We start from the raw sequence: 25,789 nt of genomic DNA on the forward strand, positions 1-25,789 counted from the left end.
ATTATCCCGCGTGGGGCGTGAAGGGCTCAAGGCAGACGCTCGCAACCGGTGGTATCCATGGCGGCCAGTAGGTCCGCCACCTTGCCCTGGCCCGGCAAGGCCAGCGCCGGCGCCAGGTCGTTCAGCGGCAACAGCACGAAGGCGCGCTCGGCCATGCGCGGATGAGGCAGGGTCAAACGGTCGTCCGACAGCGCGACGCCATCCATATGCAACACATCGAGATCGAGCGTGCGCGGGCCCCAGCGCTCGCCGTCGCGCACCCGACCGGCCGCGCGCTCCACCTTCAGCAAGGCGTCGAGCAGCTCGTGCGGCGTGAGCGCGGTATCGATCTGCGCCACCGCATTGATGAAAGGCGGCTGCTCGAGCACACCCCAGGGCGGCGTCAGATACAGCGGCGAGCGGGCAAGCAAGCGGGTTTGCGGGAGTGCATCCAACGCTGCGAACGCGCCCAGCACCTGTGCCTGCGCGTCGCCGAGATTGCTGCCCAACGCAATGTACGCAAGCGTCACGCGGGATCCGACTTGTTGCCCGCTTTCGAGCTTGGCTTGCGACGGCGGCGCTTGCGTGGCTTCGCGGCCGGTGCAGCACTTTCGCCTGCGGGACCGGATGCGGTGCCCGACAACGCGGCCGCCAGCGTTTCGTGCGGCAGCTGCTGCGCATGCTGCCACCATGCACCGAGCTCACGCACCGCGGGCGATTCCGCTGCACGCAGCAACAGGAAGTCGAACGCGGCACGGAAACGCGGATGCGTCATCAGGCGGAACACGCGCTTGCGCTGCACCTGCTCGAACCGCGGCTGCATGCCCCAGATTTCTTCCATGGTCAGCGTGAAACGGCGCGGTATCGCCACGCGCTGGCACTGCTCGCCGATCACGTGCGTGGCAGCGCGTTCCCATGCGGCCACCGGCTCCATGCCTTTGGTGATCCAGGTATGCGCCAGATCGCGCACTTCGCCCCACAGCAGCACGGCGAACAGGAAGGCCGGCGTCACCGACTTGCCTTCGGCCACGCGCGCATCGGTATTGGCCAGGCCCTGCTCGATCAGCGCACGCAGCGCCTTGTCGCCGCGCTTGAGCGCGCGTGCCGTGGCCGGGAACATGAACTTCAGCAGGCCGGTCTGCTCGAGCATGTGGAAGCTCTTCAGGCCGTGACCGGACAGGAACAGCTTGAGCGACTCGTCGAACAACCGGGCCGGCGCCGCGTCGGCCAGCAGCGGCCCGAGTTCGTCGAACGGCGCTGCGGCCGCCGCATCGATGCGGAAATTGAGCTTGGCCGCGAGACGCACCGCGCGCAGCATGCGCACCGGATCTTCGCGGTAGCGCGTTTCCGGATCGCCGATCAGGTGCAGCACGCGGTCCTGCACGTCCTGCATGCCGCCGACGTAGTCGCGCACGGAGAAATCGCTGATGTCGTAGTAGAGCGCATTGACGCGGAAGTCGCGCCGGATCGCATCCTCTTCGATCGAGCCCCACACGTTGTCGCGCACGATGCGGCCGTCGACGATGTGGCGATCGCCCTCGCCTTCTTCCTCGCCGGTACCACGGAAGGTGGCCACTTCGATGATTTCCGGCCCGTACACCACGTGGGCCAGGCGGAAGCGGCGACCGATCAGGCGCGAATTGCGAAAGAGCTTCTTGACCTCGTCAGGCGTGGCATTGGTGGCCACGTCGAAGTCCTTGGGATGCCCGCCCAGCAGCAGGTCGCGTACGGCGCCTCCCACCAGATAGGCCTGGTAGCCGGCCTCATTGAGGCGATAGAGCACGCGCAGCGCTGCCTTGCTGATGTTCTTGCGCGAAATCACGTGCTGCTCGCGCGGAATGATGCGCAATGCAGGCGTGGCGTTGGTCCTTGCGTCGTGATTCAAGCGGTCTGGATCCTTGCAGGCGTCAAGCGCCATTCAAAGCGATCAATGCGGCACATCGTTCCGCCGCCTCCACATTCCACCATGCCCCATAGGGCCGGTAGCCGTCCGCCCGGTCGGTCCCTGAGCCCCTGAGGGCATTGCCGGGCGAAGCAATTCCGCTATACTAGCGCGCTCCGGTGCATTTCGCTCCCTTCGTCTAGTGGCCTAGGACACCGCCCTCTCAAGGCGGGAACACGAGTTCGAACCTCGTAGGGAGCGCCACTTCCGGCCTGGCACGGGCCCCGGCTCATTCAAGACAGGCACGAGAGCGTATGACTTTTGTCGTCACCGACAACTGCATCAAGTGCAAATACACCGACTGCGTCGAAGTTTGCCCGGTCGACGCCTTCCACGAAGGTCCCAACTTCCTCGTGATCGATCCGGACGAGTGCATCGACTGCACCTTGTGCGAGCCGGAGTGCCCGATCAACGCGATCTATCCCGAAGACGACGTGCCCGCCGGGCAGGAAAGCTTCACCGCGCTGAACGCGGAGCTGGCCAAGAGCTGGCCAGTGATCACCGAGCGCAAGGACGGCCTGGCCGACGCCAAGGACTGGGAAAACAAGCCCAACAAGCTCGACCTGCTCGAACGCTGAGCCCTGCCCCGGAACGCCGCACCAGCCTGCAAGGCGCACCGGTTCAGGCATAAAAAAACGCCGCCCTCGAGGCGGCGTTTTTATGGGCCAGGAGGCAACGGATCAACCGCCGCCCATGCGACCCTTGAGCGTATCGATCACCTTGGCCACGGCCGCGGCATCGCCCTGCGCGCGCACTTCGCTGGCCTTTTCGCCGCTGGTGCTCACGGTCAGCAGCACCTGGCGCGGCTTGGCGCCCGGGGCGTCGGCCGACTGCTTGGACTTGCCGTTGAACATGCTGCTGAAGAAGCCCTTCTTCTGGGTCGGCTCGTCCGACGCCACCACGCTCAGCGTGTAGCTGTGCGTGTCATCGTCGTGGCCCACCACCTGGCCGATATCGCCGTTCTCCAGGGCCTGGCCCACGCGGCGATAGGTGTTGTCGAGGTTGTCGTTCAGCACAAAGCCGTCGGCGATCTGGCCGTTGCTGTTGCCCACGCGCGCGGTCGCGCCGTTGGAGGTCGGGTTGTTGGCGCCCGCTTCCGGAATGACCAGGGCAGCATTGGTGGACGGCGTATCCAGGCCCGGCGGAATCTCCAGCGGCGACTCCTGTTTGGCCGTCTCCCAGGCCTTCTGCGAACGGAACATGCCGCAGCCGGAGAGCAGCAAGGCAGACAGGGCCAGTACCGGCAGGGCCACGACAAGCGGGGATTTCTTCATGTAAGCAGATTCCGTAGGAGTATCAGTTGCCCGAAATGTCAGGCCGCATTCGCCAAGGATGCCAGACCCGCCAGCGCTTCGCGAAGTCGCGCGCGGTCCGGACCATCCTCCAATTCAACCAAAGGCAGGCGTGGCGCCGCCAACCCCAAGCCCAGCGGCGGCAGCCCGGCCTTCACCGCAATCGGGTTCGGCGCGCAATTGAGCGCCGAAACCAGCGGCGCCAGCACCGCGTCGCAACGCTGTGCTTCGGCCCGGTCGCCCGCCGTGGCGGCATCGCACAACATGCGAAACGCACGAGGCACCAGGTTGGCTACCACCGAGATCGTCCCCGCCGCGCCGGCGAGCATCGCCTTGCAGGCCGTGCCGTCGTCACCGGACAGATAGACGAAATCCGGCCGCGCAAGTTCCGCAATGGCGCGAATCCTTTCATCGGTGCCCAGTGCTTCCTTCAGGCCCACGATGGCCGGATGGCCGCGCAGTTCAGCCACCGTGGCCGGCAGCAGGTCGCAACCCGTGCGCGCCGGCACGTTGTACAGCACCACCGGCAGGCCGCCATGCTCCGCCACTTCGAGGAAATGGCGACGCAGGCCTTCCTGGGTGGGGCGCACGTAATACGGCGCCACCACCAGGGCCGCATCGGCACCCAGCGCTTTCGCGCGGCGGGTGAGCGCCACGGTCTTGGCCGTACCCGCCTCGCCGGTACCCGCCAGCACGGCCATGCGGCCCGCCACCCGCTCCACGGCGAACGCGAGCAGGCGCTCGTATTCGTCGTGCTCGAGCATATGGGCCTCGCCGGTGGAGCCGGCCACGACCACGCCTTCGGTCCCGCCGTCGATCTGGTAGTCCAGCAGCCTGCCAAAAGCCGCAAGATCAAGCGCCCCGTCCGCCGCGAACGGCGTGACCAGCGCACAGATGCTTCCGCGAATGTTCAAGACCGGCTCCGGCTGAAACTCAAACCCGGCATGTTACCGGAAAAGCCTGTTCAGCCAATACGCAACCCCGTGCTGGCCTTGCCGCGCCAGCCCGCGCCGGATTTCACCCACGGAAGCCCCGAAACGGACGCCACCGGCCAAATCGTCCTCAATGGGCGTTCGGGCCGATCAGCAGCGGCTTGGGAATGGTGGTATGCAACATCTCGTCCTTCATCTGCATGGTGGCCGCGCGATCGCGCTCCATGTCGCTGTACTTGCGACAGGTGGTCTTGGGCAGATGAGACCCGGTAGGTTGTTCGTGCACGCACACTTCCTTGTCGCCATCGCGGCGGGTAAGGATCGCGTTGACCTCGGACTGGTCGTTGTAAAGCTGGATCTTGGACTTGTCGTCCATGGCATCCACCTTGGTGAACCGGTCAAACAGCGACTGCATGTCGCCAAGATCCTTGGCAACGGTGTCGCGCTCCTGGGCATTGACGAACTCAAACCGCCCGCCTGCCTGCATCTGTTCACGCACGTGGTCGGCCACGGGAGCGAACGATTCCCTCGTATCGGCTTTGACGTCAGGCGGGGGCGGCTGCTTCGCCGACACCGTAGCCATCGGCGCCACGGCCGCCATGACCGCCACCACCAACCACTTTTGCCCCAATTTCATGATGCTCCCCCAGGTTTCGCAGTCCGTAAGAATTGCTGCCAGCGGGCGATGCTACGCGCCGTCTCACGGCCCAGTCAAAGCCGCGCGCCGGCTTTACTTGCGGCGGCTTGGCGGGCGCAAGTAAGCTCGACCAACTTGCTCTTGACCCGCGCCGTGACGGGCCGCCACAGGTGGACTCCTTGAATCGTTCTTCCGCGCGCACCGGCAGCGACAACCAGCTGCTGATCCAGACCCTGACTCCTTCCACAAGCGCGCCCTTGCTGACGCTGGCCAAGCGTATTGCCGAAGCAGGCTGCAACCTGGCCGATGCGCGAGTGTCGGCGATCGGCGCCGATACCTCGCTGACCCTGCTCGCCACCGGCGCGTGGGATGCCGTGGCCAAGCTCGAGACCGCGCTGGCCAAGACGGCCCGCGACGAAGACTTGCGGCTGTCGTTCTATCGCACCGGCCCGCGCGAGCATCACTCGCACCTGCTGCCGTATCTCATCGAGGTGATCTCGGCCGATCGCCCGGGCATCCTGGTCAAGATCATCGATTTCTTCGACCGCCGCGACATCGTCATCGAGCAGCTGAGCTCACTGCGCTACCAGGCAATGCAGACGGGTGCGGACATGTTCCAGGCGCAGATCACCATCGGCATTCCGGCGGCCACGCATATTGCCGCGCTGCGCGATGATTTCCTGGAGTTCTGCGATGGCCTCAATCTGGACGCCATCATGGATCCGGTGAAATTCTGAGCCGCGGATGTCGCGCGGAAAACCGGAATCGGGCGCCCTCGCCGGGTCCTTGAGCATGCTCTTTGAGGCGGCCTGCCGCAAGGACTGTCATTCGTCATACGGCAAGCGCTAGTCTCTGATCCCAAGGGCAGCACCGGAGTGGCATGCATGCAGCAGGCGGGTTCCATCGCACCAATCGCAGGGCGCGCGCTGACCGTCCTGGCACCCTCCTCCGCTGCCCCGTTCCCCATGTTCAAACACACCCAGCCGGAGCCGGCCACGGCTTCGCAGGAGAACCCATGCCCGAAGTTGGCAAGAAAGTCCCCAAACTCAAAGGCCTCACCGGCGATGGCAGCGAACTGAAGCTCGACAGCCTGAAGGGCCAGTGGGTGGTGGTGTACTTCTACCCGAAGGACAGCACGCCCGGTTGCACCAACGAGGCCAAGGACTTCCGCGACCTCTACCCGAAGTTCAAGAAGCGCCACGCGCAGATCATCGGCGTCTCGCGTGATTCGGTGAAATCCCACGCCAATTTCGCCGCCAAGCAGGAGCTGCCGTTTCCGCTGGTTTCCGACCCCGACGAGACCTGGTGCAGCGCCTTCGACGTGATCCACGAGAAGGTGCTGTATGGAAAACGTCACATGGGTGTCGTACGAAGTAGCTTCCTGATCGATCCCGAAGGCAGGCTGGCCCAGGAATGGCGCAACGTGAAAGTCCCAGGGCACGCCCAGGCCGTGCTCGACGCCATTCCCGCCCAGTGACCCGCGATCGCCTCTTTCGCCATGCCGCTGCCCGTCCCGCCGGGACGACTCCTTATCGTGCATGGCATCCCGGCCCCTTGGCCGACTCCCCGCGGCAAGCCGCATGCCGCGGTTCTTCCACCTCGCACGCTCAAGAGGTTTCTTCCGTATGACCGGAAGCAAGCGCATCTACGCTCTCGACACCAATGTGTTGCTGCACGATCCGACGTCGCTGTTCCGCTTCGAAGAGCACGATGTCTTCATCCCCATGACGGTGTTGGAGGAACTGGACGAAAAGAAAAAGGGCGCCTCCGAGGTTTCGCGCAACGGTCGTCAGGTCAGCCGCTTTCTCAATGAACTGATCGTTCGCGGCAACGGCCATGGCATTAGCAACGGCCTGGAGTTGTCCAACCCCGAGGGAGTCAATCTCAAACGCGGCGGCGCGGTGGGCAGGCTGTATTTCCAGCAGCGCACCACCAACGGCCACGGCAAGGCAGACAACCTGATCCTGTCGGCGGTGATCGAACTGCGCGACCAGAATCCCGAGCGTTCGGTGGTGCTGGTCAGCAAGGACATCAACCTGCGCATCAAGGCCAAGATCTACGGCATCGATGCGGAAGACTATGAAAACGACCGCGCGCTGGACGACTTTGCGCTGCTCTATACCGGCTCCACCGAGCTGGGCGAAGACTTCTGGGACAAGCACCCCGAAGTGCAATCGTGGAACGAACGCGGACGCACCTTCTACAAGCTCGACCGCCGCGAGGACGAAGACTGGTATCCCAACCAGTGCCTGTTCCTGCCCGGCGACAACAGCGTGGAACTGCGCGTGCTGCACGTGGACGACGTCAAGGCCACGCTGGTGCTGCTGGATGATCACAGCCACGCCAATCACGCCGTATGGGGCATCGCAGCGCGCAACCGCGAGCAGAATTTCGCGCTCAACGTGCTGATGGATCCGGACGTCGATTTCGTCACCCTGCTCGGCACGGCCGGTACCGGCAAGACCTTGCTCGCGCTTGCCGCCGGCCTGGCGCAGGTGATGGACCAGCAGCGCTATCGCGAGATCATCATGACGCGTGCCACCGTGTCGGTGGGCGAAGACATCGGCTTCCTGCCCGGCACGGAGGAAGAAAAGATGACGCCGTGGATGGGCGCGCTCACCGACAACCTCGAAGTGCTCGCCAATCCGGAGGAAGGCGGCAGCTGGGGACGCCAGGCCACCAACGACCTGCTCGCCTCGCGCATCAAGATCCGCTCGCTCAACTTCATGCGCGGCCGCACCTTCCTCTCGCGTTATCTGATCATCGACGAGGCGCAGAACCTCACGCCCAAGCAGATGAAGACGCTGATCACGCGTGCAGGTCCGGGTACCAAGATCGTCTGCCTGGGCAATGTCGAGCAGATCGACACGCCCTACCTCACGGAGACCACGTCCGGCCTTACGTACGCGGTGGACCGCTTCAAGCACTGGGAGCATTCGGCGCATATCACCTTGCGTCGCGGTGAGCGCTCGAGGCTGGCGGATTTTGCGTCGGAGGCGTTGTAAGAGAACCTGAGTTGCTCCGACGACCATCGGAGCAACTTTCCTGTGGGAGCGCACCCTGTGCGCGACGGCACGCGGGGCGTCACCGCTCCGTAGGTTTGTCGCGCACAGGGTGCGCTCCCACAAATCCTTCGACACGCTCGTCATTGGGCGCGCTCCAGAATTCGAAGACACCACCATTAGCCGCCCGTAGACACCATGCCCCACACCGCCCCACCCATCGCCCTCACCATCGCCGGCTCCGACTCCGGCGGTGGCGCCGGCATTCAGGCCGATCTGAAGACCTTTCATGCTCGTGAGGTCCACGGCCTCTCAGTGATCGCGGCGATCACCTCGCAGAACACGCAGGGCGTGACGGCGGTGCACACGGTTCCGTTGAAACACATCCGCAGCCAGCTCGACGCCGTATTCGACGACTTCCCCATCGCTGCCGTGAAGACCGGCATGCTGGGCAGCGCCTCGGTGACCAGGCTGGTGGCCAAGGAGATGCGTGCACGCAAACCCTCATGGCTGGTGGTCGACCCGGTGATGATTTCCACCAGCGGCGCGAGACTGCTCGACGAGGATGCCGTCGAGGCGATGGTGGAAGAGCTCATTCCGCTGGCCGACGTGCTCACGCCCAACCTGCCCGAGGCAGAAGCCCTGCTCGGGAAAAAATTGCGCAAGGCGCAGGATTTCGATCGCGCCGGCAAGGCCCTGCTCAAGCTCGGCGCACGCGCCGTGCTGCTCAAAGGCGGCCATTCCGACGAACGCCAGGTGATCGACCGTTTCTACGACGACAGCGGCGTGATGGAGCTGCGGCACCGGCGGCTCCCGATCGAAGGCCATGGCACCGGCTGCACGCTGGCCTCGGCCATCGCGGCGGAACTTGCCAAGGGCCACGCGCCGCGCTCAGCCGTGCGCCGCGCCGTGGCGTACGTGCAGCGCGCGCTTGAACGCAGTTATCGCCCGGGCGGCTGCGAGGTTCACGTACTCGGCCATTGACGCGGCCAATCCGCACAGTGGCTGAATCGGCGTCCGGGCGGACCCTCCCTCAGGGAGTAGAATGGCCGCTTCCGCTTGCCGCCATGACTCGTCCATGATCCTTGCCCCGCGCCTTGTGCTGTTGATCCTGTTCGCACTGTTTGCCCTGTGCGTGCTGCTGGTGCATCTGCGCGGCCGCGCCAGGCTGCGTTTCGATCGCCAGTTGGTGGATCACTCAGCGGTGTTCGCGCCCTACAACCTGCTGATGTACGCGTTCTCGGCGGTGCCGGCCACGCCCATCCTCGATCGCCGCGGCTTTCCCCAGCTCGATTTGTTGCAAGCCAATTGGCAGGCCATCCGCGAGGAAGCGCTGCACCTGTTCGACGAGGGCTTTATCCGCGCGGCGGAAAAGAACAACGACGCGAGCTTCAACAGTTTCTTCAAGCAAGGCTGGAAGCGCTTTTACCTGAAGTGGTACGGCGAGCCGCTGGCCTCGGCCGAGACGCTGTGCCCCAAGACAGTGGCCTTGCTCAATGCCATTCCCAGCGTGAAGGCGGCGATGTTTGCCCTGCTTCCGCCCGGCAGCAAGCTCAATCCGCATCGCGATCCGTTTGCCGGCTCGCTGCGCTATCACCTGGGCCTGATCACACCCAATTCGGAAGACTGCCGCATCTTTGTCGATGGCGAGATGCACAGCTGGGGCGACGGCAAGGACGTGGTGTTCGACGAAACCTATGTGCACTGGGCCGAGAACCGCACCGACCAGACGCGCGTGATCCTGTTCGCCGACGTCGAACGTCCGCTGCGTACGCGCTTCATGAATGCCATCAATCATCGCGTGGGTGCCTTCATGGGCAAGATCACCGCGTCCCCCAATACCGAATCGCCGGAAGAAAAAACCGGCTTCGTCAATCGCATGTTCGCGCTCAACCAGCGCAGCCGCGACCGCAACCGTGCCTTCAAGAAGAAGCATCCCAAGCTGTTCCGCACGGCCAAATACATCGGCATGCTGGTGCTGATCTGGATCATCTTCCTGGCGCCGTGGCCGTTCTTCCGCTGAGCGGTCACGCATCGTGAGACCCGCGCGTCCTTGAAGTGTCTTCCTGTTGGAGAACGTCATGGACCTCGCCACCACCACCTTCCAGCACCACCGCCCGCGCCTGCTGGGCCTGGCCTACCGCATGCTCGGCACCCAGGCCGATGCCGAGGACGTGCTGCACGACGCCTGGCTGCGCTGGCACCAGCAGGACACCACCGCCCTGGATGACGCCGAGGCCTGGCTGGTCACCGTGACCACCCGGCTGGCGCTGGACCGCCTGCGCCGCGCCAAGACCGAACGCCAGCACTACACCGGCCCCTGGCTGCCGGAGCCACTGGTGGACCAGACGCAGCAGCCGGAAGCGGAACTGGAGCGTACCGAAAGCCTTAGCCTGTCCTTCCTCGCCCTGCTCGAACGCCTCAGTCCGGAAGAACGCGCCGCCTTCCTGCTGGTCCAGGTGTTCGACTACAGCCACGGCGAGACCGCGCAGATGCTGCAGATCGGCGAAGACGCCTGCCGCCAGCGCGTCCATCGCGCCCGCCAGCGTCTGCGCGAAGGCCGTCCGCGCTTCACTCATGCGCCCGATGTGCAGCGTCGCCTGCTGGAGAAGTTCCGCGACGCGCTGGAAAGCGCCAGCGTCGAATCCCTGCATGCGCTGTTTGCCGAAGATGCCGTCCACCTGGCCGATGGCGGCGGCAAGGCCCGGGCCACGCTGCGGCCGCTGCATGGCGCCGATCGCGTCGTGCGGCTGTACACCATCATCGCCGAGCGCTATCGCGACTATGCGATCGTGCATCGACTGCAGTGGCTCAACGGCGCGCCGGCGTTGCTAACCTGGGTTAACACGAAGCTCTCGACGGTCGCGTGGATCGAAACGGACGGCGAGCGCATCACCAGCATCCACTCGCTGCGCAACCCGGAAAAACTCGCTCGATTGGAAGCTGTCACGAATCCCCTGGCTGGTACGTCTTTGTCATAAGCGGCCACGGTGGCCGCGTGCCAAGGAACCCGTCATGTCCAAGCGTCTTTCGTTTATGAAGTACCCCAAAGCCCTCAAGCCGCTGCTCGACTTCAGTGCCGCGATGCATGAATGCGGCCTGGAAGCCCCGCTGGTGGAGCTGGTGTTGATGCGCGTGTCGCAGATCAACGGCTGCGCCTATTGCATGGATATGCACAGCAAGGACGCGCGCGCCGCCGGCGAGACCGAGCAGCGTCTGTATGTTCTGGCTGGCTGGCGCGAAGCGTCGTTCTACAGCGAGCGCGAATGCGCGGCCTTCGAATGGGCCGAAGCGGTCACTCGCCTGGGCGAGCATGGCGTCTCCGATGCCGTCTACGACCGCGCCCGTGCCTCCTTCAGCGAAGAAGAACTGCTGAGCCTCACCCTGCTGGTGGGCCTGATCAACACCTGGAACCGCATCAACGTGTCGTTCCAGACGCCGGCTGGCAGCTACAAGCCGGCGGCGAAACAGGCAGCCTGATCTCCAGCCCAGGGAGCGGGAAGCCTTCCCGCTCTTTCTGGTGCCAGATCGAACAACTACGCCTGGCGCGCCATCCAACGAAGACGCCAGCGCGCTGGCCACCTCTTCAGCGCCAACGCCGGCTTCTCGATCAGATGCCATGACAGCACGGCCATCGCACAGGCGAGCGGCCAGGCTAGCAAGGCATTCCATGCGAGGCCCCAGCCGGTTGCATGGCTGGCAACCAGCTGCTGCATGGGGAATCCCCAGAGATAAATGCCGTACGAGTAGTCACCAAGACGGTTGAAGCTGCGCCAGGGCGTGAGATAGGCAAAGGCGAAGACGAACGCGCTCAGGGCCAGCCCCATGGCAAACGGATAGAGCATCGTCTGGCGCACTAGGACCGCCAAGATCGCCAGACCGATCACCCACCACCAGCTGATGCGCAACCATTGTCGGTTCACGTAGCAGAAGACGCCGACCGCGAAATAGCCGGCCAGACGCAAGAACGATTCCAGCGGAACCAGCGGCAAACGATCCGGTGCCAGCATGCCGCAGACCAACAAGGCGGCCAGCAGTACGTTGCACCATCGAGGCCGCGCAAGCAAACCCAGCAGACCGGCGATCAACACCCACAAGTACATGCGCACTTCGGCAGGCAGCGTCCAGATCGAGCCATTGACGAATCCGGGCAAGGGATTGTCCTTGAACACTCCTGGCAGATACCACGCCAGCCCTTTGCCAAGGGCCAGATTCTTGGTCACGTAGTGGACGGTGCCGTGGTCGGCCAAATAGCTGGACACGCTCAGCGAGGTCACCAGCGGTCCGAGCACGAATGCCGACGCCAGCAGGCAGAAAACGTAGGCGGGATAAATGCGCAGCACGCGCGCCCACAGGAATTGGAACGGATCGCGGCGGCGCAAATAGCTTCCCGCAATCATGTATCCGCTGGTGACAAAGAACACGTCGACCGCCAGGTCACCGGAGTACGTGCCCCAGCCGAGCCAGAGGAACAGATCGGGCCACCCCAGGCCGCCGCTGATGGCGGGGCCGTGACCGTAGATCACCAGGCTCGCGGCAAGAAAACGCAGCAGCAGGAAGTTGTCCTGCCCCTGCTCCAGCGCTTCCGCCAACGTCCTTGTACGCAGCACGATTTCCCCTTGCGACATCAGCTCGAGCCATCAAGGCGTCCGCCTTCAGACGCACCCCTGGGTGAGATGCGCCTGATGGTACGAAAACGCCGGTGATACGGCGAGCCGCGAGGGCCTTGGCGGCCCCGATGCTTACGCCTTGACGCGCTTGACGATGGCGTCGCCGAAGCTCGACGTGGTGCCCTTGCCGCCGATGTCCGGCGTCACGCTGTCGCGGTCGTTGGTCATGGTGTCGCGGATGGCGTTGCGCACCTTGTCGCCCTTCTCGACCATGCCCAGGTGATCGAGCATGTCGGCCGCGGCGAGCAGCAGCGCGCACGGATTGGCGATGCCCTTGCCGGCGATGTCCGGTGCCGAACCGTGCACGGCTTCGAAAATCGCCGCTTCGGTGCCGATGTTGTCGCCCGGGGCCAGGCCCAGGCCGCCCACCAGGCCGGCGCACAAATCCGAGAGGATGTCGCCGAACAGGTTGGTGGTGACGATCACGTCGAACTGCTCGGGCTTCATCACCAGCTGCATGCAGGCGTTGTCCACGATCATCTCGTTGAACTCGATCTGCGGGTATTCCTTGGCGATTTCGCGCGCCACGTTGAGGAACAGGCCCGAGGCGGTCTTGATGATGTTTGCCTTGTGCACGGCCGTGACCTTCTTGCGGCCCTTCTTCACGGCCAGTTCGAAGGCGTAGCGCACGATGCGGCTGGAGCCCTTGCGCGTGTTGCGGATCATCGAGATGGCGGTTTCGCCGTCTTCGGAAATCGACTGGCCTTCGGACAGGTACGCACCTTCGGTGTTCTCGCGCACCGTGATGATGTCGATGTTGTCGAAGCGCGCCTTGGTGCCCGGGAAGCTGATCGCCGGTCGCACGTTGGCGTACAGGTCGAAATGGCGGCGCAGGGTGACGTTGATCGAGGTGAAGCCGCCGCCCACCGGAGTGGTCAGCGGGCCCTTCAGGGCCACCTTGTGCTTGGCGATGGCGTCGAGCGTCGGCTGCGGCAGCAGGTCGCCGCTCTTTTCCAGCGCGACCATGCCGGCATCGACGAACTCGTAGGACAGGCCGCAGTCCAGGGCGTCGAGCACGCGCAACGTGGCGTTCATGATCTCGGGGCCGATACCGTCGCCCGGAATCACGGCAATGGTCTTGCTCATGGGGACACTCCTTGGGATATGAATCGAGCAACCCTGTGGCGGGGTACGACAGGGCTATAAAACCCGTCGATTATCCCCGATGCGTCGCCAAGCGGCCAGAGCACAAGCCCTGGCCGCCGTTGCAAATCCTCGTACGCAGCATTGAATAAACTCGCATGCGTCAACGGAGCGGCAAGGAGGGAGCCGCCCCGAGGGTCGTTCAGGCGTGGCTGGCGCAATCCGCCGTTGCGGCGCCCTGGTCCGATTCCAGCTGATCCAGGAAATCCACCGCCCGGCGCAGGTGCGGGATCACGATGGAACCGCCCACCACCAGGCCGACGCTGAAGGTTTCGAAGAATTCTTCGCGGGTGACGCCCGCTTCCTTGCACTGGGCCACGTGGTAGCTGATGCAGTCGTCGCAGCGCAGCACCATGGAGGCCACCAGGCCGAGCAGCTCCTTGGTCTTCACGTCCAGCGCGCCGGGCTTATAGGTCTGCGTATCGAGCGCGAAGAAGCGGCGGACGACCTGGTTGTCTTCCGACAGAATGCGTTCGTTCATGCGCTGGCGAAACGCGGTGAATTCGGCAACGCGGTCCTTGCCGGCCTCGTCCTTGGGATGGCTCATGCGTTGATCTCCAGCAGTTCGGCGAGCTTGCCGCTACGGTCGGCGGCGACCAGATCGTCGAAACCGCCCACGTGGTGGTCGTTGATGAAAATCTGCGGCACGGTGCGACGACCGCCGCTGCGGGCCAGCATGGCGTCACGCTGCGCCGGATCGGTATCGATGCGCACTTCGCTCCACTCCAGCCCCTTGGACTTGAGCAGGTTTTTCGCAGACACGCAATACGGACATACCGCCGTGGAATAGACCTCAATCTTGGGCACAACACACCTCGGAAATCAGGGAACCCTACGGCAGCCCTACATGGGGTCCGCCAGGGGTGTAAACAACAGTGAACTGACACCGTAAGCTGGTGTCACTAATGCTATTGTCGCTGACCTATGCGCATGGCACCACGCCCCGCCCCGGAGACAATCCGTTTCCCTGCCAAACGGGGGCGGAATGCCGCAGGGCGGACTAACGAAAACGGAACAATGACCACGCAAAGCCTGCGGGCGGGACGCCCATGAGCCGCTTCACGCCCACCCGCCTGCTGACTGCCCTGCTCTGCGCCGGCCTGACGCTGAGCGCGGCCGCGCAGGACAAGGACGTACGCCTGCCCGACCTGGGCAGCTCCGCTAACGCCCTGATCTCGCCCCAGGAAGCCCAGGACTACGGCGCCGCCATGCTGCGCCAGATGCGCGCGCTCAACATGGTGCTGGACGACCCCATGCTGGACGACTACATCAACGACCTGGGCTACCGGCTGGTCTCGGGCAGCGAGAAGCCAAAGGAACATTTCCAGTTCTTCATCGCCAGCGACAACGTGATCAATGCGTTTGCCGCGCCGGGCGGCTATATCGCGGTGAACTCGGGCCTGATCATCATCACCAACAGCGAAAGCGAATTGGCTGGGGTAATCGCCCACGAAATCGGCCATATCACGCAAAACCACCTGCAGCGCGCGTTCGAGGCCTCCAAGAAGGACACGCCGCTGATGGCGCTGATCCTGCTGGGCGCCATCGCCGCCGGCGCCGGCGCCGGTGCTGGGGATGCGGCGGGCGCGATCATGATGGGCGGCCAGGGCCTGCTGATGCAGCGCCAGATCAATTTCACCCGCAAGGACGAGATCGAAGCGGACCGCGCCGGCATCCAGACGCTGGCCAATGTCGGCTACGACCCCAACGCCATGGCCTCGTTCTTCGGCCGCATGGAAGACACCTTGCGTGTGGGCTCCGGCGGCGACATCGGCGACGTGCCCGCCCTGCTGCAGGACCACCCGGTCAGCATGGATCGCATCAGCGACGCCAAGGCCCGCGCCGGCGCCCTGATCGCCCAGCAAAAACAGCGGCCCAACGGCTCCACGCTGGACAAGGCCCAGTGGGAAAAGAGCACAGCGCCGATCTCTTTTGTGAAAGACCCCACGAAGATCGCCGCCCGCGACAACAAAGGCGGGCTCGACGTGTACCTGCTGATGCGCGAACGCGTCCGCGTGCTGTCTGGCGACGCCGGCCAGCTGGCCACCTACTACGCCACCAATCTGCAAAACGAGCATGGCTTCGATACGCCGTCCAATCGCTACGGCTATGCCCTGGCGCTGATCCGCAGCAACCGCGGCGCCAAGGCGGTGGACGAACTGCAGCCGGTGCTCAGCGCGCATCCCGACAGCCAGGTCGTCCGCCTGGCCATGGCCGATGCCAAGCTGCAGGCGGGCCGCCGCGCGGAGGCCCTTAGCCTGTATGCCGAGCTCAACCAGCAGTCGCCTCGCAATCGCGCCATCGCCATGGCCTACGCCAAGGCCCTGACCGAGGGCGGATCGCAGGACGAAGCCAAGCAGGCCGCCAGCATGGTGCTGCCGATGCTGGACAACAACGACGAGCCCGAGCTCTACCGCACCTATGCCCGTGCGTCGGAAAAGGCCGGCGACAGCGTGCGTTCCGGCGAGGCTTATGCCGATGCCTCCTACCTGTCCGGGCGCCCCTTCGACGCCATGGAGCAGCTCAAGAACCTGCTCAAGCGCCCCGATCTGGACTATTACGCCCGCGCCCGCATCCAGGCCCGCATCAACGATTTGACGCCCCTGGTGATGGAGCTGCGCAAGCGCCGCGTGCAGACCGACGACAACCCCGATGGCCGCAGCCAGCAGCTGCAAAACAACGAGAATTGCCGGGGCCGGCTGTGCTTTAGCGCGACCAATTCGGTGCGCTGATTTCAGCCAAACCTGAGACGAAGACCACGCCGTGTTGTTGCGACCGCGTGAAATGTCATCCGGGCGTAACATTGGACCGCTGCAATAAATGCGTCACAGCCCCCTCCCAGCGGACCTAAAGCGTGCACAAGCGCATCCTGATTGTCGAAGACGAAGCTTCGATCCGCGACATGGTCGCCTTTGCCCTGCGCAAGGCCGGCATGGACGCCATCCACGCCGCTGACGCGCGTGCGGCCCAACTGGCCATCGCCGAACAGGTACCCGACCTCATCCTGCTCGACTGGATGCTGCCGGGTACCAGCGGCCTCGAACTGGCCCGCCGCCTGCGCAAGGAGGAGCTGAGCCGCGAGGTTCCGATCATCATGCTCACCGCGCGCGGCGAAGAAATGGACCGCGTGAACGGACTGGAGGCCGGCGTCGACGATTACGTCGTCAAACCCTTCTCCACCCGCGAGCTGGTGGCGCGCATCAAGGCGGTACTGCGCCGCAGCCAGGGCGACGACGGTTCGGGCATGGTGGAACTGGGCGGCCTGCGCATCGACGGTCCGGCCCACCGCGTGTTTGCCGGCGATGAGCCGGTGACCATCGGACCCACCGAATACCGTTTGCTGTACTTCTTCATGACGCACCCCGAACGCGTGTACTCGCGCGCACAGCTGCTCGACCATGTGTGGGGCGGCAGCGTGTATGTCGAAGAGCGCACCGTGGACGTCCATATCCGCCGCCTGCGCAAGACGCTCGAACCATGGAAGCTCGATGACATGGTGCAGACCGTGCGCGGTGCGGGTTATCGATTCTCCGCCAGCGTCTGACGTTCCTATTGCGGGATCGCAGGCTTTTGCCGATGCTGGCGCACCGCCAGCCCCGGCACGACTGACAACTCCCCTATGCCAACAACCTTCGACCGACCCTGGAAGCTGCCGGCCGCACTGAGCGCCGGACTGCTGCTGGGCGCTGGCGCCGGCTGGCTTGCGGGAGGCCACGTAGCCACGGGTTTGGCGCTGGTCGCCGTCGTGGAAATCGTCTTTTTAGTGACCCGAATCCGTCATCAAGCGCAGCTCATGATGACGCAAGATCCTAGGCTGACCTCTCTCCAGCATGACCGTTTCATGACGCGCTCCCGCCGAATCGCTTCCAGTTTGCGCGACCTGCGCAGTGCCGCCGGCAGTCTGCCCGATGCGGTGGTCCTGCTCGACAACGAGCAGCACGTGCGCTGGTTCAACCATGCTGCCGAAGACCTGCTCGGCCTGCGCCGTCCGCAGGATCGTGGCGCGCATCTGGACGAACGCCTGAGCACCACCGAACTTGCCACGTGGTTGAAGGAAGGCGCACGCGAGCCACTCAACGATGTCGCCGCACCGGGCCATCCCAATCGCCACATCAACGTGACGCTGCTGCCGTTCGGGCGTCGCCAGCGCTTGCTGTTGGCGCGCGACATCAGCCATCTCACGCGCCTGGAACAGATCCGCCGCGATTTCGTCGCCAACGTCTCGCACGAATTGCGCACGCCGCTCACCGTGATCCATGGTTATCTTGAACTGATCGATCCGGAAGACGTGCCCGAGCTCGCGCCGGTGCTCAACGAAATGCGTGCGCAATCCAAGCGCATGGGCCAGATCGTGGAAGACCTGCTGACGCTCTCGCGCCTGGAAACCCAGGAACACGTGCAGGACGAGCGCGTGCAGATGACGCCGCTGCTCGCCACCATCCGCAAGGAAGCCGAGGCGCTGAGCCAGGGCCGCCACCAGATCACCATGGAATCCACCGCCGAAGCCGATCTGCTTGGTTCGGTGAAGGATCTGCACAGCGCGTTCTCCAACCTGGTGAGCAACGCCGTGCGCTACACACCCACCGGCGGGCGCATCACCATCCGCTGGCGTCGCATCGCCGAGGGCGCGGTCTACTCCGTCACCGATACCGGGTACGGCATTCCGGCCTCGCATCTGGCGCGTCTCACCGAGCGCTTCTACCGCGTGTCCTCCAGCCGTTCGCGCGAAAGCGGCGGCACGGGCCTGGGCCTGTCCATCGTCAAGCACGTGCTGAACCTGCATCAGGCGCGCCTGGACATCCAGAGCGAACCGGGCCAGGGCTCCACCTTTGCCTGCTGGTTCAGCGCCGAGCGCCTGCTCGCGCCGGGCGTGGGCGATCCTGAATAAACCGCATCCGCAGGCGCCCCGGCGCCTCAGCTGAACGGCCGTCACACTACGCGGCACTGCGCCATGTAACAAAGTGCGGGATCGGCCAGAATGCACGAATGCGTCGCAAGCCTGCCACCCCTCCTCCCGTCATCGACCGCGCTGCTCCCGAGCTGTTTCTCAGCCGCGAGCTGGCTGCGCTCGAGTTCAATTTCCGTGTACTGGCGCAGGCGCGCGACGGGCGCATTCCGCTGCTGGAGCGACTGCGTTTCCTGAGCATCGTGGCCAACAACCTCGACGAGTTCTTCGAGGTGCGCGTGGCCATGCTCAAGCACCACCACATGTTTGGCTCGGCCGCGCCGGGACCTGACGGCATTTCGTCCGGCGAGCTGCTCACCTGCATCCGCAAGCGCGTGTTGGATCTGGTCGACCTGCAGTACGAGACCTGGCAGGCCGAACTGCGCCCGGCGCTGGACGCCGAAAACATCCACTTCCTCACGCGCGACAGCTGGACGCCGCGCCAGCGATTGTGGCTGCAGGGCTACTTCGAAAACGAAGTGATGCCGGTACTGTCGCCGCTGGGCCTGGACCCGGCGCATCCGTTCCCGCGCATCCTCAACAAGACGCTCAACATCGCCGTGGTGCTGAAGGGGCGCGACGCGTTCGGCCGCGAAGGCCATATGGCGCTGGTGCGCGCGCCGCGCTCACTGCCGCGCATCATCCGCCTGCCCAGCGAAGTGTGCGATGGCGGCGAGCACTACATCTTCCTGGCCGAACTGCTGCAGGGCTTCGTCGACCTGATGTTCCCCGGCTTCAAGGTGGCCGGCTCGTATCAATTCCGCGTCACCCGCAACAGCGAACTGATGGTGGAAGAGGCCGAGGTGGAAAACCTCGCCCGCGCGCTGAGCGAAGAATTGATCGGCCGCGGCTATGCGCGACCCGTGCGACTGGAGATCGGCAACGACTGCCCCAAGGCGATCGTGGCCATGCTGATCGCCAACTTCGAACTGGAAGAAACCGACGTCTATCGCTGCGACGGTCCGGTCAACATCATCCGCGCCGGCACCATCTATGACGGGCTGGATCGGCCGGATCTGAAATTCCCGCGCTTCATCCCGCAGCTGCCGGCCGCCTTCAACGGCAGCCGCTGCAAGTTCGAAGTGCTGCGCCAGCGCGATGTGCTGCTGCATCACCCTTACGAATCGTTCGCCACCGTGGTCGACCTGCTGCGCCAGGCGTCGCAGGATCCCGCGGTGCTGGCCATCAAGCAGACGCTTTATCGCGCCGGCGCCGACACGCCGCTGGTGGACCTGCTGGTGGAAGCGGCGCGCAACGGCAAAGACGTGACGGTGGTGATCGAGCTGCGCGCGCGCTTCGATGAAGAGGCCAATATCCGCCTCGCCACGCGCCTGCAGGAAGCCGGCGTGCAGGTGGTCTACGGCGTGGTGGGCTACAAGACCCACGCCAAGATGCTGCTGATCGTGCGTCGTGAAGATGACGTGCTGCGCCGCTATGTGCATCTGTCCACCGGCAACTATCACCAGGGCAACAGCCGCAGCTATACCGATATCGGTTTGATGACTTCGCATCCGGGCATTGGTGAGGATCTGCACAAGGTCTTCCAGCAGCTCTCGGGCCTGGGCCCGATGATCGAGCTCAAGCACCTGCTGCATTCGCCCTTCACGCTGTACCGCTGCGTGCTGGCCAAGATCGAGCGCGAGACGGCACACGCGGAGGCCGGCCGGCCGGCGCGCATCGTGGCCAAGCTCAACGCGCTCAACGAAGCCCATGTCATTTCGGCGCTCTATCGCGCCTCGCAGGCGGGCGTGGAAATCGACCTGATCGTGCGCGGCGCGTGCACCTTGCGGCCAGGCATTCCCGGTGTGTCCGAACGCATTCGCGTGCGCTCGATCGTCGGCCGCTTCCTCGAACACAGCCGCGTGTACTGGTTCGGCAACGATGGTGCGCCGGAGATCTATTGCGCCAGCGCCGACTGGATGGAACGCAACCTCAAGCGCCGCATCGAAGTGGCCTTCCCCATCCTCGACCCTGCACATGCCGCACGCGTCTACGACGAAACCCTGGCCAACTACCTCGCCGACAACACCGAGGCTTGGCTGCTCGATGGCGACGGCCGCTACACCCGCGCGCAGCCCGGCGACCAGCCGCCGCACAGCGCGCAGCAGTCGCTGCTGGAGAAACTGACGCCCGGCACGGTGTAGCGCAGCGGCAACAAGCGCTACTCGCCCCGGTTTGTACGTGAGAGAATTCACACTCTGCAGCCCGGAACGAGCCCCGCATGAGTCAAGGCGATCAGATCCAGATCAAGGACGGCGAACTGATCGCTGCCGTCGACATGGGCTCCAACAGCTACCACATGGTGGTGGCGCGCGTGGAACACGGCGAGCCCCGTGTGATCGATCGCCTGCGTGAAACCGTGCGCATGGCCGCCGGCCTGCGCGCCGACGGCACCCTGGATGCCGAGCATCGCGCACGTGCGCTCAACTGCCTGGCGCGCTTCGGCCAGCGCATTGCCGGCGTGCCCTCCAGCCGCGTGCGCGCGGTGGCCACCAATACCGTGCGCCGGCTGGCCTCGCCGCAGACCTTCCTCACCGCCGCCGAAGCCTCGCTGGGTCACCCGGTGGAAATCGTCTCCGGCCGCGAAGAAGGCCGCCTGATCTTTCTGGGCGCCTCGCACGACCTGCCCGCATCGCGCGAGAGCCGCCTGGTGATCGACGTGGGCGGCGGCAGTACCGAATTCATCATCGGCCGCGGCTTCGCGCCGATGCACACGGAAAGCGTGCAGGCCGGCTGTATTGCCTCGACGCTACGCTTCTTCCCCGGCGGCAAGCTCAACCGCAAGCGCTGGCAGCGCGCCAACAACGAAATCGGCGTGTTGCTGCAGCAGTTTGCCGAGGATTATCGCGAGTCCGGCTGGGTCGAAGCGTTCGGCTCATCGGGCACCGCCAAGGCGATCGGTTCGGTGGTGCAGACCATGCGCTTCTCCGACGATGGCATCACGCCGGCGTCGCTGGCCCAGTTGCGCGACGCCCTGCTCGCCCAGGGCCAGATCGAAACGCTGAAATTGCCGGGTCTGGCGGATGATCGCGCACCCGTGATCGCCGGCGGCGTGGTGATTTTCGAAGCGGCGTTCGAAGCCCTGGGCATCGAGCGTCTGCGCGTGTGCGAGAGCTCGATGCGCGAAGGCTTGCTGTGGGATCTGCTCGGCCGCGCCGGCGGCAGCGATCCGCGCACCGCGAGCATCGATGCCTTGGCCAGTCGCTACGGCGTCGATCGCGCGCAGGCACGCCGCGTGGAATCGACGGCGCTGATGTTCTTCGACCAGATCGCGCGCATCTGGAAGCTCGACGCCGAAGCGCGCGAGTGGCTGTCCTGGGCGGCGCGCGTGCACGAAATCGGCCTGGCCATCGCGCACAGCCAGCATCATCATCACGGCGCCTATATCCTGCGCAACGCCGATCTGGCCGGCTTCTCGCGACAGGAACAGCAACTCCTTGCGGCCATCGTGGAGTCCCATCGCCGCAAGCCGGACAAGGCCACGTTCTCGGCCTTGCCGCAGCGCTATCGCCAGTTGGGGCGCTACATCACCGCCCTGCTCCGCCTGGGCGTGCTGTTCCGTCGTGCCCGCCGCGCCGAGTCGCTGCCGCAGATGCAGCTGGCGGCCACTACCCAACGCCTGCGCCTGACCGTGCCGGCCGCCTGGATCGACCAGCATCCGCTCAGCGAGGCCGACCTGGAGCAGGAGCAGGCTCCGTTGAACGAGCTGGGCCTGCTGCTGGAAGTCCATCCATCCTGAGCTTTGCCGGTACGGGCCGCGGCTGGCGCGGCCATGGAACCCCTTCGCCGCGTATGATGTGTGGATGCCACACGCCGCCCGACCTGCCATGACCCGACTCCTGCTCGCCGCGCTCCTGCTGCTGCCCTCGTCCCTGCTGCTGGCCCAGGCCAACAAGCCTGCCGCAGCGCCCCCTGCCGTCGCGCATCCGCAAGTGGTGCTGCACACCTCGCAGGGCGACATCACGCTGGAGCTCTATCCCGACAAGTCGCCCAAGAGCGTGGCGAACTTCCTGCAGTACGTGCACGACGGTTTCTACAGCGGCACCGTGTTCCACCGCGCGATCCCCGGCTACCTGGTGCAGGGCGGCCTGTACACGCGCGACCTGCAGGCCAAGCGCACCCATTCGGCCATCCCCAGCGAAGCGGACAACGGTTTGTCCAATGTGCGCGGCACCGTGGCGGTGGCGCGCGGCGCGGATCCCAATTCGGGCACGGCGCAGTTCTTCTTCAACCTGGTCGACAATCGCCGTCTCGATTTCGTCGGCAACCAGAGCGGCCTGACCTGGGGCTATGCCGTGTTCGGCAAGGTCATCAAGGGCATGGAGGTGGTCGACAAGATGGCCGCGCTGCCGACCCGCGGGCTCGGCCCGTTCGCCGGCGACGTGCCCAATCCGCTGGTGGTGATCGACAGCGCGAACGTGGTCGGCGAAGAGCCTGCCGCCGCTCCGGCCACCCCGCCCAAGCCTGCCACGCCCGCCGCCGAGCCGGCCAAGAAGCCGAACGGCAAGAAGAGCTGACGCAGCATGGCAACACTGTTTATCGCGGACCTGCATCTGGACGATAGCCGTCCGCAGATCACGCGCCTATTCGAAGACTTTCTCGCCAGCGACGAGGCGCGCTCCGCCGACGCCGTCTACATCCTCGGCGACCTGGTCGAAGCATGGATCGGCGACGATGACGACGCCGAACTCCCCAGCCGCATCGCGCGCGCCACCAAGGCGCTGAGCGACAGCGGCGTGCCCGTCTATTTCATGGTGGGCAATCGCGACTTCCTGCTCGGCCAGGTGTTCGCTGAGCGCGCCGGCATGACGCTGCTCGAAGACGGCACCGTTCACGAGCTCTACGGCCGCCCCACCCTGCTGATGCATGGCGACGTGCTGTGCACCGACGATGTCGCCTACCAGGCGGTACGCAAGCAAGTTCGCACGCCGCAGTGGCAGGCACAGATCCTGGCGATGCCGCTGGATGCCCGCCGCGCGTTTGCGGCCAAGGCACGTGCCGACAGCAAGGCGCATACGGGCGCGACCATGGAAACCATCATGGACGTCAACGCCGATGCGACAGCGGACACCATGCGCAAGGCCGGCGTATCGCGGCTGATCCACGGACATACGCATCGCCCCGCCATCCATCGCTTTGATCTGGACGGCCAAACGGCGGAACGCATCGTGCTGGGCGACTGGTACGAACACGGCTCCGTGCTTCGCATCGCGCCAGACGAGGTGGAGTTGCGGGGTCTCGCACTCCCCTGATGCAGGACGATCATCCGTCGCACGCGACGAATGATCGTCCCTTGCCAGCCATCAGGGCGCCAGCATCGCGCTCCGGAAACCCTGGCTGTTGAGCATGCTGTTGCTCAGCTTGAGCACGGCATTGGACAAGGTCTCGTAGTAATTGTCCGCCTTGTACGAACGACCAAAGTTGTTCGCGCCGCCACCCGCCACACCCTGCCACAGCACCTTGCCTGCCTGGTTGGTCATGGTGACGTAGACGGTGACGTTGCCCACGTACTGGTCGGTTTCGTTGACGAAAAAGTCGCGGATTTCGCCCGACACGATCACATCGCCGCCGCTGTCGACCACGTTGATGCCGGCCTTGCTGAAAGTGTCCTTCACATGGTCGGTAACGTAGGCAGCCACGTTGTCCTTCGTGGTGACCTGACGCGCCGGTTCCTTCTCATGGTTTTCGGCAATCAGCGCCGGATTCTTGCGCACGTCGGTGAAGCCGTTGAACTGCACCTTCACCTTGCCGATGCCGTTCAAGTCCACCGCGCCAAATTCCGCGAAGCTCTGCGTGGGCGACCACACCAGCGGAATATTGCTCAGATCCTTCGACGCCATGGCACTGCCTGAGGTCACCAGCAGCGCTGCAAATACGATACGTTTGAACATCGAGTCCCCTCTCCTTGTTTCGATGGTTTGATGGAACGGTTACTTCCGTATCCGTTCGCGGCCCTGAAGAACCGCACGCCATTCTAGGGGAGGACGCCATCATTCCTCGCTGCTTGCGCTGTAGGGCGCCGGCTACAGCAGGTAGCGGGCGTATTCAGTTGGCCCTGCAAGCGAGAGGTCAGCGATGTTCCGCGCCGCCATGGGGCGCCCCTGCCGGCGCATGCGACTGGGCATGCGGTGCAGCGACCGGACGAGCGGCCTGCGGGTGGTAGGCCGGCATCGGCGACGCATGTGCCTGATACATCGGCTGGGGACGGCTGCCGGCGTGATAGCCCGCGGCGGGATTGGAAGGCCCACGCGTATAGGCTGCATGGTTGGTCGCCGCCGCTGACGGATGGTAGGCAGGCGCACTGCCTGCTGCCGAGGTGCCCCGATTGCCGTGTGGCGCAAAGCCTGCCGAGTGCAGTGCCATGGCGTTGTTCGACGCAGGCGTTGGCGCAGCAGCACGCGCAGCCTGACCCGTCGCAGGATGAGCTGCTGCACTCGCCGCGTTGACGGCGCCGGCCCGTGGCGTGGCCGCCACCGCGGGCGCGCCGTGATTGAACGAGGCGCGCATGCCCTGGTTCTGGCTCGCGAACGTCCGCTGCTGCTCTTGCGCGGCAACCGGCGCCACATGCGCCTCACGTGCGTAGCCCAACTCCCGCGGCGAGGGACGCGTTGCGATGCCGCCGTGGCCACCGTTGAAGCTGGCCCGATTGACGTTGTTGTTCACCACCGCGCGGTTGTAGACGTTGGTGATGTGCACGTTGTCGATGTGGTTCACCGAGCGGTTGTAGTAGAACGCGCGGCCTCGCCAATAGCCGCCGGCGTAGCCGACACCTGTGTAGCCGTAGCCATAGTTGATGCCGCCGTAGAAGCCCACGTGCGGGCCCCAGTAACCGCGGTGGAATACATACACGCCGCCGCCCCAGCCCCAGTAACCCGGGGTCCATAGCGCGCCGACGTAGGGTGGGTAAACCCAGGTGCCTGGCACCCAGTAATAGCCGTCGCCATCCCATGCCCAATAGCCCGGCACCCAGATGTAACCGGCTGCGGGAATGGCTGGCTGCACGTAGATCGGCAGGGGTGGTGGCGCGATGCCGACGGAGACGCCGACGGAGACTTCGGCGTTTGCGTTCAGGGGGAGAGCGGCAGCGGTGGCGAGTGCCAGGGCGGCGAGGAATAGGCAGCGTTGCGACGCTACGCGTCGGCGGGGTTTGAGCCACTCCATAACGCCACTCCCAGTTCGTGGAACCTGCTCACCTTAACGCGTGAGATTGGGCGGGGTTATACGGCGTGGTGAGGCAAGGGTTCGGT

At 64.9% G+C, this 25,789-nt stretch carries 26 protein-coding genes and 1 tRNA gene; 16 read left to right on the forward strand and 11 right to left on the reverse strand.

The window, feature by feature from the left end; translation table 11 throughout:
• Positions 1–26: 26 nt before the first annotated feature.
• Positions 27–509 (reverse strand): 2-amino-4-hydroxy-6-hydroxymethyldihydropteridine diphosphokinase, encoded by a 483-nt coding sequence (folK, locus tag Y882_RS10340; RefSeq protein WP_046971835.1) that lies wholly within the window; start codon positions 507–509, stop codon positions 27–29.
• Entirely contained in the window at positions 506–1,864 is a 1,359-nt protein-coding gene (gene pcnB, locus Y882_RS10345) for a polynucleotide adenylyltransferase PcnB (RefSeq protein WP_046971926.1), read from the reverse strand. The genes folK and pcnB overlap by 4 nt, the downstream gene beginning before the upstream one ends.
• Before the next feature lie 185 nt (positions 1,865–2,049).
• Here pcnB and Y882_RS10350 point away from each other — a divergent pair.
• Both Y882_RS10350 and fdxA read left to right on the forward strand, forming a co-directional pair.
• A tRNA-Glu gene (locus tag Y882_RS10350) sits at positions 2,050–2,125 on the forward strand.
• Between the two features lie 50 nt (positions 2,126–2,175).
• Positions 2,176–2,499, forward strand: a complete 324-nt coding sequence (fdxA, locus tag Y882_RS10355; RefSeq protein ID WP_046971836.1) for a ferredoxin FdxA — start codon at positions 2,176–2,178, stop codon at positions 2,497–2,499.
• Positions 2,500–2,601: 102 nt separating this feature from the next.
• Here the strand turns inward: fdxA and Y882_RS10360 are convergent, their stop codons facing one another.
• From Y882_RS10360 to Y882_RS10370, 3 genes are all read right to left on the reverse strand, one after another.
• The gene (locus Y882_RS10360; protein ID WP_046971837.1) at positions 2,602–3,195 is read right to left on the reverse strand and encodes a hypothetical protein; all 594 of its coding nucleotides are present in this window, start codon (positions 3,193–3,195) and stop codon (positions 2,602–2,604) included.
• A gap of 38 nt (positions 3,196–3,233) precedes the next feature.
• Complete coding sequence (gene dapA / locus Y882_RS10365; RefSeq protein ID WP_046971838.1) at positions 3,234–4,127, reverse strand: 4-hydroxy-tetrahydrodipicolinate synthase; 894 nt, start codon at positions 4,125–4,127, stop codon at positions 3,234–3,236.
• 148 nt (positions 4,128–4,275) lie between these two features.
• Entirely contained in the window at positions 4,276–4,782 is a 507-nt protein-coding gene (locus Y882_RS10370) for a hypothetical protein (RefSeq protein WP_156171404.1), read from the reverse strand.
• 107 nt (positions 4,783–4,889) lie between these two features.
• Between Y882_RS10370 and Y882_RS10375 the strand changes: the two genes are divergently transcribed.
• The 7 genes from Y882_RS10375 (at position 4,890) to Y882_RS10405 (ending at position 11,264) form a co-directional block, all read left to right on the forward strand.
• Positions 4,890–5,519 (forward strand): glycine cleavage system transcriptional repressor, encoded by a 630-nt coding sequence (locus Y882_RS10375; protein WP_425479443.1) that lies wholly within the window; start codon positions 4,890–4,892, stop codon positions 5,517–5,519.
• A gap of 278 nt (positions 5,520–5,797) precedes the next feature.
• Complete coding sequence (locus Y882_RS10380; protein WP_046971841.1) at positions 5,798–6,259, forward strand: peroxiredoxin; 462 nt, start codon at positions 5,798–5,800, stop codon at positions 6,257–6,259.
• A 148-nt stretch (positions 6,260–6,407) separates the two neighbouring features.
• Positions 6,408–7,787, forward strand: a complete 1,380-nt coding sequence (locus Y882_RS10385) for a PhoH family protein (protein ID WP_046971842.1) — start codon at positions 6,408–6,410, stop codon at positions 7,785–7,787.
• 195 nt (positions 7,788–7,982) lie between these two features.
• Positions 7,983–8,768, forward strand: coding sequence for a bifunctional hydroxymethylpyrimidine kinase/phosphomethylpyrimidine kinase (gene thiD, locus Y882_RS10390; protein ID WP_046971843.1), 786 nt, complete (start codon positions 7,983–7,985; stop codon positions 8,766–8,768).
• Positions 8,769–8,862: 94 nt separating this feature from the next.
• Positions 8,863–9,807 (forward strand): aspartyl/asparaginyl beta-hydroxylase domain-containing protein, encoded by a 945-nt coding sequence (locus Y882_RS10395; RefSeq protein ID WP_046971844.1) that lies wholly within the window; start codon positions 8,863–8,865, stop codon positions 9,805–9,807.
• Between the two features lie 58 nt (positions 9,808–9,865).
• A complete protein-coding gene (gene sigJ / locus Y882_RS10400; protein ID WP_046971845.1) occupies positions 9,866–10,765 on the forward strand; it encodes an RNA polymerase sigma factor SigJ in 900 nt (299 codons plus the stop codon).
• Positions 10,766–10,799: 34 nt separating this feature from the next.
• The gene (locus Y882_RS10405) at positions 10,800–11,264 is read left to right on the forward strand and encodes a carboxymuconolactone decarboxylase family protein (RefSeq protein ID WP_046971846.1); all 465 of its coding nucleotides are present in this window, start codon (positions 10,800–10,802) and stop codon (positions 11,262–11,264) included.
• Between the two features lie 56 nt (positions 11,265–11,320).
• Here the strand turns inward: Y882_RS10405 and Y882_RS10410 are convergent, their stop codons facing one another.
• From Y882_RS10410 to grxC, 4 genes are all read right to left on the reverse strand, one after another.
• Positions 11,321–12,412: an acyltransferase family protein gene (locus Y882_RS10410; RefSeq protein WP_046971847.1), complete on the reverse strand. Its 1,092-nt coding sequence runs from the start codon at positions 12,410–12,412 to the stop codon at positions 11,321–11,323.
• A 114-nt stretch (positions 12,413–12,526) separates the two neighbouring features.
• Entirely contained in the window at positions 12,527–13,540 is a 1,014-nt protein-coding gene (locus Y882_RS10415) for an isocitrate dehydrogenase (protein WP_046971848.1), read from the reverse strand.
• A gap of 199 nt (positions 13,541–13,739) precedes the next feature.
• Positions 13,740–14,144 (reverse strand): carboxymuconolactone decarboxylase family protein, encoded by a 405-nt coding sequence (locus Y882_RS10420; protein ID WP_046971849.1) that lies wholly within the window; start codon positions 14,142–14,144, stop codon positions 13,740–13,742.
• On the reverse strand, positions 14,141–14,404 hold the full coding sequence (grxC, locus tag Y882_RS10425; protein ID WP_046971850.1) for a glutaredoxin 3: 264 nt from the start codon (positions 14,402–14,404) through the stop codon (positions 14,141–14,143). The genes Y882_RS10420 and grxC overlap by 4 nt, the downstream gene beginning before the upstream one ends.
• A 242-nt stretch (positions 14,405–14,646) precedes the next feature.
• Between grxC and Y882_RS10430 the strand changes: the two genes are divergently transcribed.
• The 7 genes from Y882_RS10430 to lpxH all read left to right on the forward strand — a co-directional run bounded on the left by Y882_RS10430 (position 14,647) and on the right by lpxH (position 23,794).
• Entirely contained in the window at positions 14,647–16,329 is a 1,683-nt protein-coding gene (locus tag Y882_RS10430) for a M48 family metalloprotease (RefSeq protein WP_046971851.1), read from the forward strand.
• A gap of 122 nt (positions 16,330–16,451) precedes the next feature.
• Positions 16,452–17,141, forward strand: a complete 690-nt coding sequence (gene phoB / locus Y882_RS10435) for a phosphate regulon transcriptional regulator PhoB (RefSeq protein WP_046971852.1) — start codon at positions 16,452–16,454, stop codon at positions 17,139–17,141.
• A 75-nt stretch (positions 17,142–17,216) separates the two neighbouring features.
• Complete coding sequence (gene phoR / locus Y882_RS10440; RefSeq protein ID WP_046971853.1) at positions 17,217–18,485, forward strand: phosphate regulon sensor histidine kinase PhoR; 1,269 nt, start codon at positions 17,217–17,219, stop codon at positions 18,483–18,485.
• Between the two features lie 98 nt (positions 18,486–18,583).
• On the forward strand, positions 18,584–20,686 hold the full coding sequence (gene ppk1, locus Y882_RS10445) for a polyphosphate kinase 1 (protein WP_046971854.1): 2,103 nt from the start codon (positions 18,584–18,586) through the stop codon (positions 20,684–20,686).
• A 77-nt stretch (positions 20,687–20,763) separates the two neighbouring features.
• Positions 20,764–22,281 carry a Ppx/GppA phosphatase family protein gene (locus tag Y882_RS10450; RefSeq protein WP_046971855.1) on the forward strand — a complete coding sequence of 506 codons (1,518 nt, stop codon included), beginning with the start codon at positions 20,764–20,766 and terminating at the stop codon, positions 22,279–22,281.
• 88 nt (positions 22,282–22,369) lie between these two features.
• Entirely contained in the window at positions 22,370–23,059 is a 690-nt protein-coding gene (locus Y882_RS10455) for a peptidylprolyl isomerase (protein WP_046971856.1), read from the forward strand.
• Between the two features lie 6 nt (positions 23,060–23,065).
• Positions 23,066–23,794, forward strand: coding sequence for a UDP-2,3-diacylglucosamine diphosphatase (lpxH, locus tag Y882_RS10460; RefSeq protein ID WP_046971857.1), 729 nt, complete (start codon positions 23,066–23,068; stop codon positions 23,792–23,794).
• A 51-nt stretch (positions 23,795–23,845) separates the two neighbouring features.
• Here lpxH and Y882_RS10465 read toward each other — a convergent pair whose 3' ends face one another.
• Entirely contained in the window at positions 23,846–24,433 is a 588-nt protein-coding gene (locus Y882_RS10465) for a hypothetical protein (protein WP_046971858.1), read from the reverse strand.
• 178 nt (positions 24,434–24,611) lie between these two features.
• Positions 24,612–25,703 carry a YXWGXW repeat-containing protein gene (locus Y882_RS18905; protein ID WP_052949894.1) on the reverse strand — a complete coding sequence of 364 codons (1,092 nt, stop codon included), beginning with the start codon at positions 25,701–25,703 and terminating at the stop codon, positions 24,612–24,614.
• Positions 25,704–25,789: the final 86 nt, after the last annotated feature.

The organism is Dyella japonica DSM 16301 (assembly GCF_001010355.1).
In the GTDB taxonomy this organism is placed as follows: Bacteria; Pseudomonadota; Gammaproteobacteria; order Xanthomonadales; family Rhodanobacteraceae; genus Dyella; species Dyella japonica.

Excerpts from the sequence above, each read along its gene's own strand:
- fdxA (WP_046971836.1), top strand. The coding sequence starts at position 2,176 with ATGACTTTTGTCGTCACCGACAACTGCATCAAGTGCAAATACACCGAC.
- Y882_RS10360 (WP_046971837.1), bottom strand. The coding sequence starts at position 3,195 with ATGAAGAAATCCCCGCTTGTCGTGGCCCTGCCGGTACTGGCCCTGTCT.
- Y882_RS10370 (WP_156171404.1), bottom strand. The coding sequence starts at position 4,782 with ATGAAATTGGGGCAAAAGTGGTTGGTGGTGGCGGTCATGGCGGCCGTG.
- Y882_RS10380 (WP_046971841.1), top strand. The coding sequence starts at position 5,798 with ATGCCCGAAGTTGGCAAGAAAGTCCCCAAACTCAAAGGCCTCACCGGC.
- Y882_RS10385 (WP_046971842.1), top strand. The coding sequence starts at position 6,408 with ATGACCGGAAGCAAGCGCATCTACGCTCTCGACACCAATGTGTTGCTG.
- thiD (WP_046971843.1), top strand. The coding sequence starts at position 7,983 with ATGCCCCACACCGCCCCACCCATCGCCCTCACCATCGCCGGCTCCGAC.
- Y882_RS10395 (WP_046971844.1), top strand. The coding sequence starts at position 8,863 with ATGATCCTTGCCCCGCGCCTTGTGCTGTTGATCCTGTTCGCACTGTTT.
- sigJ (WP_046971845.1), top strand. The coding sequence starts at position 9,866 with ATGGACCTCGCCACCACCACCTTCCAGCACCACCGCCCGCGCCTGCTG.
- Y882_RS10405 (WP_046971846.1), top strand. The coding sequence starts at position 10,800 with ATGTCCAAGCGTCTTTCGTTTATGAAGTACCCCAAAGCCCTCAAGCCG.
- Y882_RS10410 (WP_046971847.1), bottom strand. The coding sequence starts at position 12,412 with ATGTCGCAAGGGGAAATCGTGCTGCGTACAAGGACGTTGGCGGAAGCG.
- Y882_RS10415 (WP_046971848.1), bottom strand. The coding sequence starts at position 13,540 with ATGAGCAAGACCATTGCCGTGATTCCGGGCGACGGTATCGGCCCCGAG.
- Y882_RS10420 (WP_046971849.1), bottom strand. The coding sequence starts at position 14,144 with ATGAGCCATCCCAAGGACGAGGCCGGCAAGGACCGCGTTGCCGAATTC.
- Y882_RS10430 (WP_046971851.1), top strand. The coding sequence starts at position 14,647 with ATGAGCCGCTTCACGCCCACCCGCCTGCTGACTGCCCTGCTCTGCGCC.
- phoR (WP_046971853.1), top strand. The coding sequence starts at position 17,217 with ATGCCAACAACCTTCGACCGACCCTGGAAGCTGCCGGCCGCACTGAGC.
- ppk1 (WP_046971854.1), top strand. The coding sequence starts at position 18,584 with ATGCGTCGCAAGCCTGCCACCCCTCCTCCCGTCATCGACCGCGCTGCT.
- Y882_RS10450 (WP_046971855.1), top strand. The coding sequence starts at position 20,764 with ATGAGTCAAGGCGATCAGATCCAGATCAAGGACGGCGAACTGATCGCT.
- Y882_RS10455 (WP_046971856.1), top strand. The coding sequence starts at position 22,370 with ATGACCCGACTCCTGCTCGCCGCGCTCCTGCTGCTGCCCTCGTCCCTG.
- lpxH (WP_046971857.1), top strand. The coding sequence starts at position 23,066 with ATGGCAACACTGTTTATCGCGGACCTGCATCTGGACGATAGCCGTCCG.
- Y882_RS10465 (WP_046971858.1), bottom strand. The coding sequence starts at position 24,433 with ATGTTCAAACGTATCGTATTTGCAGCGCTGCTGGTGACCTCAGGCAGT.
- Y882_RS18905 (WP_052949894.1), bottom strand. The coding sequence starts at position 25,703 with ATGGAGTGGCTCAAACCCCGCCGACGCGTAGCGTCGCAACGCTGCCTA.